The organism is Paenibacillus sp. (assembly GCF_035645195.1).
GTDB lineage: Bacteria > Bacillota > Bacilli > Paenibacillales > YIM-B00363 > Paenibacillus_AE.
The window spans coordinates 1-14,202 of sequence record NZ_DASQNA010000015.1 but is presented as its reverse complement, the minus strand read 5'-3'; the positions used below and the strand labels follow the sequence as shown (position 1 = coordinate 14,202).

Annotated in this window: 14 protein-coding genes and 1 other RNA gene; 14 read left to right on the top strand and 1 reads right to left on the bottom strand. The window is 61.4% G+C overall.

Going from position 1 to position 14,202, the window contains the following annotated elements:
- Window positions 1-116 precede the first annotated feature (116 nt).
- The 10 genes from VE009_RS07190 (at window position 117) to rnpB (ending at window position 9,583) form a co-directional block, all read left to right on the top strand.
- Window positions 117-269, top strand: a complete 153-nt coding sequence (locus tag VE009_RS07190) for a YqzL family protein (RefSeq protein ID WP_325006707.1) — start codon at window positions 117-119, stop codon at window positions 267-269.
- Window positions 254-1,042 carry a DNA repair protein RecO gene (gene recO, locus VE009_RS07185; RefSeq protein ID WP_325006706.1) on the top strand — a complete coding sequence of 263 codons (789 nt, stop codon included), beginning with the start codon at window positions 254-256 and terminating at the stop codon, window positions 1,040-1,042. Before VE009_RS07190 ends, recO begins: the two co-directional genes overlap by 16 nt.
- 294 nt (window positions 1,043-1,336) lie before the next feature.
- Window positions 1,337-2,722, top strand: a complete 1,386-nt coding sequence (locus VE009_RS07180) for a glycine--tRNA ligase (RefSeq protein ID WP_325006705.1) — start codon at window positions 1,337-1,339, stop codon at window positions 2,720-2,722.
- Between the two features lie 112 nt (window positions 2,723-2,834).
- Window positions 2,835-3,305, top strand: coding sequence for a YaiI/YqxD family protein (locus VE009_RS07175; protein ID WP_325006704.1), 471 nt, complete (start codon window positions 2,835-2,837; stop codon window positions 3,303-3,305).
- A 42-nt stretch (window positions 3,306-3,347) separates the two neighbouring features.
- Window positions 3,348-5,183 carry a DNA primase gene (gene dnaG, locus VE009_RS07170; RefSeq protein WP_325006703.1) on the top strand — a complete coding sequence of 612 codons (1,836 nt, stop codon included), beginning with the start codon at window positions 3,348-3,350 and terminating at the stop codon, window positions 5,181-5,183.
- An 18-nt stretch (window positions 5,184-5,201) separates the two neighbouring features.
- Complete coding sequence (gene rpoD, locus VE009_RS07165; RefSeq protein WP_325006702.1) at window positions 5,202-6,317, top strand: RNA polymerase sigma factor RpoD; 1,116 nt, start codon at window positions 5,202-5,204, stop codon at window positions 6,315-6,317.
- A gap of 68 nt (window positions 6,318-6,385) precedes the next feature.
- Window positions 6,386-7,210 carry a hypothetical protein gene (locus VE009_RS07160; RefSeq protein WP_325006701.1) on the top strand — a complete coding sequence of 275 codons (825 nt, stop codon included), beginning with the start codon at window positions 6,386-6,388 and terminating at the stop codon, window positions 7,208-7,210.
- Window position 7,211: 1 nt separating this feature from the next.
- Window positions 7,212-7,973 (top strand): class I SAM-dependent methyltransferase, encoded by a 762-nt coding sequence (locus tag VE009_RS07155; RefSeq protein WP_325006700.1) that lies wholly within the window; start codon window positions 7,212-7,214, stop codon window positions 7,971-7,973.
- Window positions 7,958-9,073, top strand: a complete 1,116-nt coding sequence (locus VE009_RS07150; protein ID WP_325006699.1) for a Nif3-like dinuclear metal center hexameric protein — start codon at window positions 7,958-7,960, stop codon at window positions 9,071-9,073. The genes VE009_RS07155 and VE009_RS07150 overlap by 16 nt, the downstream gene beginning before the upstream one ends.
- A gap of 99 nt (window positions 9,074-9,172) precedes the next feature.
- An RNA gene (gene rnpB / locus VE009_RS07145) (RNase P RNA component class A) lies at window positions 9,173-9,583 on the top strand.
- A gap of 66 nt (window positions 9,584-9,649) precedes the next feature.
- Here rnpB and VE009_RS07140 read toward each other — a convergent pair.
- Complete coding sequence (locus tag VE009_RS07140) at window positions 9,650-11,545, bottom strand: S8 family peptidase (RefSeq protein ID WP_325006698.1); 1,896 nt, start codon at window positions 11,543-11,545, stop codon at window positions 9,650-9,652.
- A gap of 172 nt (window positions 11,546-11,717) precedes the next feature.
- On the opposite strand from VE009_RS07140, the gene VE009_RS07135 reads away from it, so the two are divergent.
- From VE009_RS07135 to VE009_RS07120, 4 genes are read left to right on the top strand one after another with little or no spacing between them, the layout of a single operon-like run.
- Window positions 11,718-12,218, top strand: a complete 501-nt coding sequence (locus tag VE009_RS07135) for a YpuI family protein (protein ID WP_325006697.1) — start codon at window positions 11,718-11,720, stop codon at window positions 12,216-12,218.
- Between the two features lie 57 nt (window positions 12,219-12,275).
- Window positions 12,276-12,485: a DUF1540 domain-containing protein gene (locus VE009_RS07130; RefSeq protein WP_325006696.1), complete on the top strand. Its 210-nt coding sequence runs from the start codon at window positions 12,276-12,278 to the stop codon at window positions 12,483-12,485.
- 34 nt (window positions 12,486-12,519) lie between these two features.
- Window positions 12,520-12,975 (top strand): hypothetical protein, encoded by a 456-nt coding sequence (locus VE009_RS07125; RefSeq protein WP_325006695.1) that lies wholly within the window; start codon window positions 12,520-12,522, stop codon window positions 12,973-12,975.
- 49 nt (window positions 12,976-13,024) lie between these two features.
- On the top strand, window positions 13,025-13,786 hold the full coding sequence (locus VE009_RS07120) for a lytic transglycosylase domain-containing protein (protein ID WP_325006694.1): 762 nt from the start codon (window positions 13,025-13,027) through the stop codon (window positions 13,784-13,786).
- Window positions 13,787-14,202 lie beyond the last annotated feature (416 nt).

Here is a 14,202-nt window from a genome sequence, read left to right as displayed (position 1 = left end):
CGATTCGTTATTCGCGCGCGCCTTTCCCATCTATTACAAGGCATAGGAAACACGCTCCCATCCCATCCTAAGACCATAGCGTCATGTCACACCACAGGCGAAAGGGATGAATTCGGATGCGAGATTTTTCGTGGACGTATTTTACTTTGACTGGGGATGTAGATGCTTATATGCTATACCGCGAATGGGACCAGGTGAAGGCCGTTTCCGGTATCGACATGGACGCGATCCCGGGGGAAGATGAAACCGAGGCATGTTATACCGAGTAGAGGGAATCGTCATCCGATCCGTCGCGTACGGCGAAGGCAATCTGATTGTCACGCTGTTTACCGGCGAGGTCGGGAAAGTCGGGGTGATGGTCCGCGGGGCGAAGAAGGCGCGCAGCCGTCACGCTGCCGTCACCCAGCTGTATACATACGGAGATTTCGTGTTTTACAAATCGCAGGCGAGCGGGCTCGGCACGCTCAACTCGGCGGAGCTGCTGGACGGCTTCTCCGGCATTCGCGGCGATTTGCGCGCATCGGCGTACGCGGCGTATTTCGCCGAATTGACGGACCGGCTCGTGCCCGACGGGGAGGCGAGCCAGTTTTTGTTCGAGCAGCTGAAAGCGGCGTACGAAGCGCTCTCGGCGGGCAAAGATCCGGCGGTCGTCGCCGCCATGCTCGAGCTGAAGCTGGCGCAGTTCGCCGGCTTCGCGCCGCTGACGAGCGAATGCGCCGAGTGCGGGCGGGTTCCGCAGCCGGAGGAGAAAGCATACTGGAGCGCTTCGGCGGGCGGCCTCGTCTGCGCGAGATGCGCGGCGGACCGCGCGGACCGGATGCCGCTGCCGCCGGGAGCGATTCGGCTGCTGCCGGTGCTGCAGCGCGCCGACCTTCGCCGCATCGGCGACGTCAGCGTGAAGCCCGCCACGAAGCGGGCGCTGAAGGAGGCGCTGCGCCGGTACTTGGACGCGCACGCCGACGTCCGGCTGAAAACTCGCGCCGTCTTGGACCAGATCGAAGCGGTGTACGACGAACCCGCGGAACCGAACGAAACGTCTTGACAATGCCATGATACGTTGTTATAATCCACCAATAGTATGAAGTGACATACGCGTTACGCGTTGAAGGGAAAACAAGTAGCTTATGCGCGGCGGAGCGCAGCGACCGGGGATGGTGAAAGCCCGGGTCCGTGCCGTAAGCGAAGGCGTTCTCGGAGCGGCGGGTTTGTCGAACGAAAGGCGGGCGCACATCGATGCGCCAAGTAGGGTGGAACCGCGGGAAAACAAACCCGTCCCTACGTCCGTGTCAACGGGCGTAGAGACGGGATTTTTGCATATAAGGAGAGAAAACGAAACATGTCAGCGACAACGATGGACGCAGTAACGGCGTTAGCCAAACACCGAGGCTTTATTTTTCCGGGCTCGGAAATTTACGGGGGTCTCGCGAATACGTGGGATTACGGGCCGCTCGGCGTCGAACTGAAAAACAACATCAAACGCGCTTGGTGGAAAAAGTTTATCCAAGAGTCGCCGTATAACGTCGGCCTCGACGCGGCGATTTTGATGAACCCGCAAACGTGGGTCGCCTCCGGTCACGTCGGCAACTTCAACGACCCGATGATCGACTGCAAGCAGTGCAAGTCGCGCCACCGGGCCGATAAGCTGATCGAAAACGCGCTCGCCGAGAAAGGGCAAGAAATTATCGTCGACGGCATGACGTTCGACCAAATGATGGACCTGATCCGAGAGCATCACATCGTATGTCCGGACTGCGGCGCGTTCGACTATACGGACATCCGCCAGTTCAACCTAATGTTCAAGACGCACCAAGGCGTCACGGCGTCCAGCGCGAACGAAGTGTATTTGCGTCCGGAGACGGCGCAGGGCATTTTCGTCAACTTCAAAAACGTGCAGCGCACGATGCGCAAGAAGCTGCCGTTCGGCATCGGCCAAATCGGCAAAAGCTTCCGGAACGAAATTACGCCGGGCAACTTTACGTTCCGCACGCGCGAGTTCGAGCAGATGGAGCTCGAGTTTTTCTGCAAGCCGGGCGAAGATATGCAATGGTTCGAATATTGGCGCGCGTATTGCCGCGACTGGCTGCTCAAGCTGGGCATGAAGGAAGACAGCATCCGCTTGCGCGACCATTCCGAGGACGAATTGTCCCACTACAGCAACGCGACGGTCGACATCGAGTACAAATTCCCGTTCGGCTGGGGCGAGCTGTGGGGCATCGCCGACCGGACCGATTACGACCTGAAGCAGCACATGGAGCACTCCGGCGAGGATTTCCATTATCACGACCAGGAGACCGGCGAAAAGTACGTCCCGTACTGCATCGAGCCGTCGCTCGGCGCCGACCGCGTCACGCTCGCGTTCCTCATCGACGCGTATGAAGAGCAGCAGCTCGAAGGCGACGACAGCCGCGTCGTGCTCCATCTGCACCCTGCGCTGGCGCCGTACAAAGCGGCGGTGTTCCCGCTGTCCAAGAAGCTGAACGACGGCGCGCGCGCGGTGTTCGAGAAGCTGGCGGCCGACTTCATGGTCGATTTCGACGACGCGGGCTCGATCGGCAAACGGTACCGCCGCCACGACGAAATCGGCACGCCGTTTTGCATCACGTACGATTTCGATTCGGAAACCGACGGTCAAGTGACCGTTCGCGACCGCGACACGATGGAGCAGGTGCGCATGCCGATCGCGGACCTTCCGGCGTATTTGGCTAGCAAGATCGCGTTCTAAACTCGACAACTTTTTCGCGAGGGCGCCGGAAGCAGGAGTTTTCCGTGACGCCCTCGTATATATTAGTAAGGACTCGATTTTATTTCATCGAAGGAACGGCGGTGAACGCATCATGGACGCGGCGAAGCCGAAGATCGTCGTAGACGCCGACGCTTGTCCGGTGAAGGAAGAAATTTCGGCCGTCGCCGTCCGGTTCGGCATCCCGGCTTGGATGGTGTCGTCGTACAACCATCGGCTGCCCGACCTGCCGGGCGTGACGAACGTACAGGTGGACGCGTCGAACCAATCCGCCGACTTGTATATCGCGAATCGGCTGGCGCCGGGGGACGTGCTCGTCACCGGCGATTACGGTCTCGCGACGATCGGCCTCGCCAAGCGGACGACGGTGCTGTCCCCGCGCGGGACGATGTTTACGAACGACAACATCGACCGGCTTCTCGAGGAACGCCATCATTCGGCGAAGGTGCGGCGGTCCGGCGGGAGAACGAGGGGGCCGAGGCCGTTCACGAAAGAAGACCGAGACAAGTTTCTACACGTTTTGACAAAAGTTTTGTCGAGGTTGCAGGAGAATGGTTCATCATAGCGAATACTAATATTTGCAATTTCGGAACGTGGTGAAGAGGTCATGAGGACAGGTTCGATTCCGGAGAGCGTCATTCAGGCGGTATTGGACAAAACGGACATCGCGGAGCTGATCGGACGCACCGTGAAATTGTCCAAAAGCGGTCGAGGCTTTCTCGGATTATGCCCCTTCCATTCCGAAAGAACGCCCTCTTTTCACGTCACGCCGGAGAAGCGGATTTTCTACTGCTACGGTTGCGGCACGGGAGGCAACGCCATTCGGTTTCTGATGAAATCCGAAGGGTTGTCGTTCCCGGAAGCGGTTCGCGCGCTCGCCGAGGAAGCGGGCATCGCTTTCGATTTCGCGCCCGCGCCGAGCGAGATGACGCCGGAGCAAAGAGAGGCGGTTCGGTATGTCGCCGCCAACGAGGAGTCCGCGAAGTTTTTCCACTTCGTGCTCGGCGGCACGGAGCAGGGGCAAGCGGCTTACGCGTATTTGAAGAGGCGCGGTTTTACCCAGAAGATGATCGACGAATACCAAATCGGCTTTGCGCCTCCGTTGTGGGACAGCTTGACGCAATTTCTCCAGACGAAAGGGTACCCGCCGCAAGTTGCGGAGCGCGCGGGACTGATCGTCGCTCGGGAAAGCGAGGGCTGGTTCGACAGATTTCGCGATCGCGTCATGTTTCCGATTTGGGACGCCGGCGGCAAAATCATCGCCTTTAACGGCCGCGCGGTAGGGGATGCGCAGCCGAAATATTTGCATTCACCGGAGACGCCCTTGTTCCAGAAAAACAAGGTGTTGTATCCGCTCCATCTGTCGAAAGCCGCCATTCGCAAATCGCGGCAGGCGGTTCTGTTCGAGGGCATGGTGGACGTCATCAAGGCGAGGGAAGCGGGGGTGGAGAACGGGGTAGCGACGCTCGGCACGGCCTTGTCGGAGTCGCATGTAGCTTTGCTCAAACGGTATTGCGATTCGGTGCTGATCTGTTACGACGGGGACCGCGCGGGACAAGCCGCGGCGCATAAATGCGTGCTTTTGTGCGAAAAGGTCGGCATGAAAGCGGAAGTGGCGCTGCTGCCCGAAGGGAAAGATCCCGACGAATACATTTCGACATACGGCCCCGAAGCGTTCCTGTCGAGCGTCATCCGTCAGGCGGTTTCTTCGACAAAATATAAAATACTATATTTAAAGAAGGAACATACACTACAAGATGACGGGAGCAGACTGTCGTTCGCGAGAGCCGCGCTTCGGATCGTGGCCGCTCTGGAATCGCCGACGGAGCGGGAACATTATCTGCGGGACGTCGCTTCGGAAACCGGATACGCCTTTGAAACTTTGAAACAAGAAATGCATGAAATCCGGCAGAAAATGAGAGGCCCCGGGGATAAGAACGAAATTCCGTGGAATACTGATATGAATGAAAAGGGCCCCCCGGCCCCGCCGGTGCCGACGCTGCGGCCGGCGTACATCGCGGCGGAACGACAGCTGCTTTCCGCGATGATGCACAGCGAAGATGTCGCACGGCTCGTCCAAGATCAAGTGGGCGACGAATTTCACGTGGAAGCTCATGCGGCGATCGCTGCTTATTTATATGCTTACTATGCCGAAGGCAAGGCTCCGAATCCGAGCGGGTTCGTCGCCACCTTGCACGACGACGCGCTCGAAGCGGAGGCCAGCTCGATTTTGCTCTCCTACCCGCAGGACGCAGCGAACGATAAAGTGCTCGAGGATTGCCTGACGGAAATCCGCAAACAGGGCTTAGTGCAGAAATTGAAGCAAATGCAACAGAAGCTTGCAAGAGCCGAGCGAGCGTCGGATTTCGGCGCCGCCGCGCAGATCGGAATCGAGATCATTACCCTAGAGAAGGAGCTCAAGTCGCTTGGTCAACGGATCTAGGGAGGAGGGAGTTGTCGAATGACGAACGAACAGCATACGGAGCAGGAGACCGAATTGACCCTGGAGCAAGTCAAAGAACAACTGATCGAACAAGGGAAGAAGCGGTCGACGCTGACGTATAAAGATATTACGGAGCGATTGTCCCCGTTCGATCAGGACCCGGAACAAATCGACGAGTTTTTCGAGGTGCTCGCCGAGCAAGGCATCGAAGTCGTGAACGAAAACGAGGACGGGGGCATGGCGCTTCCGGACGACGAGCATGACGATTTCCAATTCGACGAAGATTTGTCGCTGCCGCCGGGCGTAAAAATCAACGATCCTGTTCGGATGTATTTGAAGGAGATCGGGCGCGTGCCGCTCCTCTCCGCCGAAGACGAGATCGAGCTTGCGAAGCGGATCGAACAGGGCGACGAAGAAGCGAAACGCCGGCTCGCGGAAGCGAACCTGCGCCTCGTCGTCAGCATCGCGAAGCGGTACGTGGGCCGCGGCATGCTGTTCCTCGATTTGATCCAGGAAGGCAACATGGGTCTCATTAAAGCGGTCGAAAAGTTCGATCATGACAAAGGATTTAAATTCAGCACCTACGCGACGTGGTGGATTCGCCAAGCGATCACCCGCGCCATCGCGGACCAAGCGCGCACGATCCGGATCCCCGTACATATGGTGGAGACGATTAACAAGCTTATCCGGGTGTCGCGCCAGCTGCTGCAGGAGTTCGGCCGGGAGCCTACGCCGGAAGAGATCGCCAAAGAGATGGATCTCAGCACGGAGAAGGTTCGCGAAATTATGAAAATCGCGCAGGAGCCTGTCTCGCTGGAAACGCCGATCGGCGAAGAAGACGACAGCCACCTCGGCGACTTCATCGAGGATCAAGAGGCGCTCGCTCCGGCGGACGCGGCCGCATACGAGCTGCTGAAGGAACAGCTGGAGGACGTGCTGGATACGCTCACCGAGCGCGAGGAGAACGTGCTTCGTCTGCGATTCGGACTCGACGACGGCCGGACGCGTACGCTCGAAGAGGTCGGCAAAGTGTTCGGCGTCACGCGCGAGCGGATTCGTCAAATCGAAGCGAAGGCGCTTCGCAAGCTTCGCCATCCGAGCCGCAGCAAACGGCTTAAAGATTTCCTGGAATAGTATGAACGAAGAGACCTCTTGCTGTGAATGCGGCTGGGGTCTTTTCCCTTAACGGAGGATGCGTATCGATGGATGAAGCCAAGCGAGCGGTGATCGTCAAGGAAATCGAGCATTGGAAGCGAAGCAAGCTGCTGCCGGACCATTATTGCGATTTCCTGCTGAATCTGTATCGCGATCCGGAAGAATCGCGAGACGCGAAGCAGCAGGAGCGGAAACGCCGGATCGTCGAGAGCCATCCGATGCACTGGCTGTTACTTGTTGCCAGCATTGGGTTGATTTGCTATATTGGTCTACATTTTAGCCTGTTTCCGCCCTTATTGCAAATCGGCGTGTACGCCGCCGTCGTCGTCGGCGCGCATGCGGCGAGCGCGGCGTTCCGCCGCCGCAAGCCGCTGCTGTCGTACGGGCTGTTCGGCGTCGGCGCGTTCGCGCTGCTCGTCGGCGGCGCGTGGATGATGCAGGCGGACGGCGGCGGACATTGGGGGGCCGGGGCCTTGTATATCGCCTGCTGCTCCATCCTATGGATCGCGTTCGGACTCGCGCTGCGGGTGCCTTGGATTCATCTATGCGGTTGGATCGGATTCCTCCTCTCGTACACGCTGGCCGTTCACCGGATCGTCGCCCCGGAAGGTTGGGCGGCGCTCGAATTGAGCTGGGTGCCGCTGTCGCTGCTGTTCGGCTGGATCGGTTGGCTGCTCAGCCGGCGGGCGAAGGAGGCGGGCGCCGTGTTTTTCATCGTTGCCTGCCTGCTGTGGTTCGTCCCTGAAGGCTATGCGTATGCGTTGACGGAGCAGCCGCTTGTCGTTACGCAGTCGGTCATGTTCGGCAAGCTGGCCGCGCTCGGCGCGGCCGCGTTCGCTCTACGAAAAACTTGGACGGAATGGGTTGTGTAATATGATCGAATTATCCAAACGGCTCGGGGCCGTGGCGGAGCAGGTGCTGCCCGGCGGCACGCTGGCGGATATCGGCACGGACCACGCGCTGCTGCCGGTGGCGCTCGTGCAGCGCGGGCATATTCCCCGGGCGGTCGCGGGCGACATTCACGAAGGTCCCGCCGCGGCGGCCGAGCGCCAGGTGCGCGCGGCCGGACTCGAGGACCGCGTCGACGTGCGCATCGGCAACGGCCTCGCCGTCCTGCGCCCGGGCGAGGCGGCGACGATCGCCATCGCGGGCATGGGCGGGGGCACGATCGTCGATATTTTATCTTCCGGCGGGGAGGCGCTTGCCGGCGTCCGTCGGCTCGTGCTGCAGCCGAACATCGGCGAGCGTCTCGTTCGCGAGTGGCTGCTTCGGCAGGACTGGAAGCTTACGGCCGAGACGCTGCTCGAAGAAGAAGGCCTGATGTACGAAGTGCTGACGGCCGACCGGGCGACGGATCCGGCGGAGGCGCGCGAGTGGAACGAAGCGCTGTACGAAGGTCCCGTGGACGGGGCCGGGGCTCCGGTGCCGCGGGCCGTACGCCTCTTGATGGGACCGCATCTGCTGCGGCGCCCGACGGAGCTGTTCGTCCGGAAGTGGACCGCGTATTCCGCGAAGCTGGACGCGCTGATCGAGCAAATCGGGCGGTCGGACAGCTTGGAAGCGAAGAAGAAGCGCGAGGAGTTGTCGCAAGAGAGGAACGAAGTGAACGAGGTGCTGTCATGGCTGTCGAAGTGAAACGGATCGTACGCTGGATGGAAAGCTGGGCGCCGCCGTCGCTCGCGGAGGAGGGCGATAAAATCGGGCTGCTCGTCGGCTCGATGGACGCGAAGGTCGCCAAAGCGGCGGTCGCCCTCGATGTGACGGAGGAGGTCGTCGACGAGGCGATCGCCGCCGGGGCAGGGCTCATTATCGCGCATCATCCGCTCATTTATCGGCCGCTCGCCGCCGTGCGCACGGACCGCCCCGACGGGCGGCTGCTTCGAAAGCTGCTGCTGCACGACATCGCGGTGTTCGCGGCGCATACGAATTTGGATGTCGCGGAAGGCGGCGTCAACGACCTGCTCGCGGAGCGGCTCGGTTTGACCGGCACGGCGCCGCTCAAGACGACCGGCCGCGAGACGCTCTATAAGCTGGTCGTCTACGTGCCGGCGTCGCACGCGGACGCGGTGCGTCAAGCGGCGTTCGACGCCGGGGCGGGCCATATCGGACGGTACAGCCACTGCGGCTTCTCCGTCGACGGCACCGGCACGTTCCTGCCGGAGGCGGGAGCGAACCCGTACCTTGGGGAGGCCGGCAAGCTGGAGCGGGCCGAAGAGGTTCGGTTCGAAACGATCGTGCCGGAGAGCCGCAGGGCGGACGTCGTCCGAGCGGTAATCGCGGCGCATCCTTACGAGGAGGTCGCGTACGACGTGTTCCGCCTCGAGCTGAGCGGAGCGCCGTACGGCATCGGCCGCATCGGCGAGCTGCCGGCGGCGGAGCCGCTGCGCGCGTTCGCGGAGCGGGCGAAGGCGGCGTTCGGCGTGCCCGCGCTCCGCTTCGTCGGCGACGCCGCGAAGCCGGTGCGCCGCGTCGCTGTCGTCGGCGGCTCGGGGCGCAGCTTCGTGAAGCACGCGCTCGCCGCCGGCGCCGACGTCTACGTCACGGGCGACCTAGACCATCATACGGCGCACGACGCGCTGGCGGCCGGTCTCGCGCTCGTCGATCCGGGGCATCATATCGAACAGGTGATGAAGGCGGCCGTCGCGGAGAAGCTGAACGCCCACGCGGCGCGCGAAGGCTGGAACGTCGAGGCGTACGCTTCGGCGCCGTCGACGGAGCCGTTCACGTTCATATAGGGCGCGTTTCTCGGGCGGAATCGACCCGGCTGGAAGCCGTGCCAATAACCTGTCGTTGCAACGAGCCGAGCCAGCGAGTATACTGAGTTATAGATTCGAGAAGTTTGACAGACAATCGCCGGCGGGCCGCAAGGCTCGCGGGAGGAAAGTCCGGGCTCCACAGGGCAGGGTGCTGGATAACGTCCAGTCGGCGCGAGCCGAAGGATAGTGCCACAGAAATGGACCGCCGATGGCCTTCGCGAGAAGGCACAGGCAAGGGTGGAACCGTGGTGTAAGAGACCACGAGGAGGTATGGTGACATACATCCTGGTAAACCCCACTTGGAGCAAGACCGAGGAGAACGCCGCGGCTTCGCGCCGCAGCCTTGGCCCGAGGCGCGTTCGGGTTGGTCGCTTGAGCGTCGCAGCAATGCGCCGCCTAGATAGATGATTGTCGCTTCCGCGGTGGGAGGGCAGGTGACCCGATCTGACCACTGGAAGTACAGAACCCGGCTTACGGCAAACTTCTCTTGATCACCATAACGCGAAAGAGCTGTCGAACCTTCGACAGCTCTTTCTTCGCGTTTAGACGCTTTTATTACGAACCGAACATGGAGCGGACCAGCTCTTCGAAGAACGATTCGCGGGGCTTGCGTCCGACCGTCCGCCGCTCGGCGCCGTCGTCCGACGCCGCTTCGGGCTTTTGGCCGACCGCGAGCTGCAGCGCGCGGGACACGTTGATTTGCCCATACCCGTAGTAGGGATCTCTTCCCGGCGTGCCCAAATCGTCGACGCTCTTGCGCATAATGTCGTACACCTGCGTATTTTTCAGCGCCGGATTGGCGGAGCGGATCAGCGCCGCGAGCGCGGCGACGTGCGGGCTCGCCATTGACGTGCCGGATAGGGCGGCGTATTGGTTGTCGGTATACGTGCTCGCGATATTTTCGCCCGGGGCGACGACGTCGACGTAATCGCCATAGTTCGAGAACGTCGCTTTCTCCCGATCCTGATTCGTGGCGGAGACGGCGAACACCTCCGGATAGGCGGCCGGAAAGCCGGGATCGCTCGTGTTGTCGTTGCCGGTCGCCGCGATCAGCACGACGTCCCGGTCGAACGCGTAACGGATGGCGTCGTGCAGAAACTCGGCGCTCGCATAGTTGCCGAGGCTCATGTTGATCACCTTCGCGCCGTGATCCGTCGCCCAAATGATGCCCTCGGCGACGGAGTACGTGCTGCCCATGCCGGTCGAGTCGAGCACCTTCACCGGCATGATTTTGTTGTACCACGTCATGCCGGCGACCCCTTGGCCGTTGTCGGTGAGCGCCGAGACGACGCCCGCGACGTGCGTGCCGTGGCCGACGTCGTCCTCCGGCGGCGAGGCCGGTTCGACGACGTTGTATCCCTCGACGATGTGCTCTTTGAGGTCGGGGTGGGAGAGGGCGACGCCGGTGTCGATGACGCCGACGACGACCTCCGCATTGCCCTTCGAGAGCGTCCATCCGGCAGGCGTCTCGATGATCGGCAAATTCCATTGGTATCGTCCGTACAGCTCGTCGTTCGGCTCCGCCGCCGACGTTTCGTTCGTAACGTACATATAATGCGGCTCGACGTATTCAATGTCGCGCTTCTTGAAATAGTCCATCAGCTGCGCGGTCGTCATCTGCCGGGAATCGAAGACGAACGCGGGGCCGAGCTGCTTGACCGAGACGGCCTTCGTCTCGGCCTTCATCCGCGCGATGTCGTCAGGACTCGGGGGTTTCTTGAATTTAACGACGACTTCGCGTTTGCGGTAATGGCTGACGCCCTGGTTTTCCTCCGGCGTGTCGACGTCGACCTCGCGGCCGGTTTCCGGATCGACCGCGCGAATACCGAACCGTTTGTCCTCGTCCGGAAACTCTTTCAATCGCAGGTTTCGGGACTGGTTGCTTGCGACCTGGCGCAGGACGTCCTGATGGACGAAGCCGACGGCGCCTTGGCCGCGGCCGGCGCCCGCCGGTTCGCCGAGCACGAAGTATTGATCGCCGTCCGTTCCTTGCAGCGGCTTCGATTCGTAGCGCTTGCCGGCCCGCACCGCGCGAATGGCTTCCTCCCAGCGCGCCTTCGCGTCCGGCGCCGCGTTGCCGAGACTACCGTCCGTCAGCGCGGAGCCGCCGTCGACCCACGCCAGCGCATGGAGATGCGGATGCATGCCGCGCATCTCGGCGAGCTCAAGTCGAATCTGCTCTTGGTTCCGGCCGCCGTTTCGCTTCGCGAACGACGCCAAATCGCTGCGGCATTGGAGACGGCAGAGCGCGGCGGTCGTGGAGACGTCGCTCGCCAGTATCTTTTGTTTATGCCGATGCTCGAATCGAGCGGCGGGCCGGCGGGCCGGATCGCCGACGTCGGCGGCGCGCGGCCCGTCGCCGGGCCGGTCCTGCTGCAGCCAATAAGCCGCGGGCAACGCCAGCGCGAACAAGGCGACCAGCACGCCTGCGCCGATTTTCCGTTTGTCCATAGATCGATTGCGCTCCCCTCTGCGACGCATGATTCTTTGTTTGTTAGGGTGGCTTCCCGGCTTTCGGTTATTCGCGGCGAGGAGTACCGTTTTTGCCTTATTTGTGATAGGATGATGGATGAGCATCGGCGCGGTTTTGCGCCCGGTGAATGAGGTAAGGGGGATAACCTTTATGGCGATTCATAACGTCCAACAATTGTGCGAAACGACGAAACAAAAGCTCAAGCAAGCGATCGATACGATCGAACCGTTCTTAAACAGCGTCACGTTGACGAGCCTGAACCCGGAGCAAGATCCGGCGCTGGACGAGTTCAACCGCGGCTTTTTATCGGATATGCGTCACCTGCTTGTGTTTTCGACCGTCAATTACGAGAAGCTCGGCGTCGCGCTGCGCCGCCCGACGTTCAACAACGATTATGCGGAGCGCGTCCTGTACGACGTGTACCACAGCTCCGTCAACAACTTCTTCTATCCGAAGCATGAATGCTATTCCGAAGACGGACGTTACGCGTACACGGGGCAAGACGCGATCCGCTTCCGGAAAAAGCCGGTCCGCGACGTGCGCGATTTGACGCTGTCGCTGTCCAAAATTTTCGAAGAGCTTCGCGAAGATCTCGCTTATTACGAAACGGACTACATCACGCAGCGCCGCATGCAGGGCGAGCGTACCTAAACCTCCCTCGCATACTCACCCCCTCCGGACGGGCAACCTTTGGAGGGGGTGATGGTTTTGACACAGGTCAAATGCAGCGTATCGAATTGCGTCTTCAATAAAGAAGGCAACAATTGCGGCGCGGACCTCATCATGGTCGATATCGACAAACACGCGCGAATGAACTACGACGCGGAGTTCGCCGGGGAAAGCTTTGATTCCGATCACCAGGACGCCGCCAAGTCGTCGTCGTCCACCTGCTGCCATACGTTCAAGCCGAAAGCGTAACGACGCCGGACAGAACGCAAGGAGGGAACTCCACGTGAACGAGCATCCAGATCGTACGGCGGCCGACGACGCTTCGGCCTCGTTCGGCCCGGAAACCGGGTTCGAAAGCGAATCGTCCGTTTCGGACAAAGCGTTCTTCCAGGAAGAAAAAGTGCAGCCGATCGTCCCCGACTCGAACGAGGGGTCGAAGGGAGCCGAAGACGCGGAGTTCGGGACCGAACTGGCCGCGCCGCCTGCCGGGGCCGCCGGTGCCGGCGGGACGGCGGGAGACGCGCGGCAGAACGCGAAGCCGGGCTATGCGCTCGGGCTCGCCGCGCTGTTGACGGCGGTGTTGTCGTTCTTCCTGCTGCCGAGCATCTTGGGGCCCGCTGCGGCCGTCGTCGGCTTCATGGCGTACGCGCAAGGGCGGAAAGCGATGGGCGGCTGGGCCGTCGCGCTCGGACTCATTTCGTTCTTTATCTTCCTGATGACGCTCCAGAACAGCGTATAGCAGCGCATTCCTTTCGCGCCGTCCGGCATGTCCGGGCGGCGCTTTTTTCATGCAAAAAACGATGGAGCTCTCGTCCGATTTCCTCTATAATAGACGCATCCACGGAGAACGGAGACTGAACGGCATGAGTATGGGGATGGAAGCGATCGATCCGAAGCTGATCAGCGCATGGCTGCGGACGCAATTCATATCGTCGACGGACGTGACGTCGGCGTCGCTCGGCGGGGGCCAGGGCGCGGAGGGCGGCGCCGATTTCGCGGCGCTGCTGCAGCTGATGACGGCGACATCGGGCAACGGCACCGCCGTCGAGGAGCCGAGCGGATCCGCGGCGCAGTTCGGGCTGGAGGCGCTCACCGCGTCGGTCCCGCTCGGGCGGTACGCGACGGCAGGGGAGTCGAAGCCGGATACCGGCGTAGAAGAGATGATCCGCGAGGCGAGCGCGGCGTACGGGGTCGATCCGTCGCTCGTGCGGGCGGTCGTGCGCGTCGAGTCCGGGTACGACCCGAATGCGGTGTCGCCGGCCGGGGCCAAAGGGCTGATGCAGCTGATGGACGCGACGGCGCGGTCGCTCGGCGTGACCGATTCGTTCGATCCGGTGCAGAACGTGAACGGCGGCACGCGCTATTTGTCCTACTTGCTGACGAAATACAACGGCAGCGAAGCCGTCGCGCTGGCCGCGTACAACGCGGGCCCCGGGCGGATCGATCGGCTCGGCATCAAGACGGACGCCGATTTGTCGATGGCGATGGAGCGGCTGCCGAAGGAGACGCAGGCGTACATTCGCAAGGTGCTGGACGCGAAGGGCGTTTAATTCGCCGCCCGCGCGAAGCGGCGGGAATCCGACGATGCGAAATCCTCGAACGATACGTTCGGGGATTTTTTTGATGCTCGCATGCTTCCCTCCCGGACCAAAGCGCCAGCCCCGTTCAACCGCACAACTTTTGTGCTTTTCGCGCTCAAGCGCACATGTTTTGTGCTGTCGGCGGGCTCCGGCGCTCTAAGCGGTTCAGCCAACATCTCTCGCGCCTCCGGACCGAAGCTTACGCTCCGTTCATCCGCACAACTTTTGTGCTCTTCGCGCTCAAGCGCACATGTTTTATGCTGTCGGCGCGCTCCGGGGGCTGCTGCAGGCAAAGAAAAGCCCCGATCCGATGGATCGGGGCCAGTTTCGTATTGCCTTTTTACGCACCGCTGGAGTGATGCTGCTCGGACAAGCGCGCCGCCGCT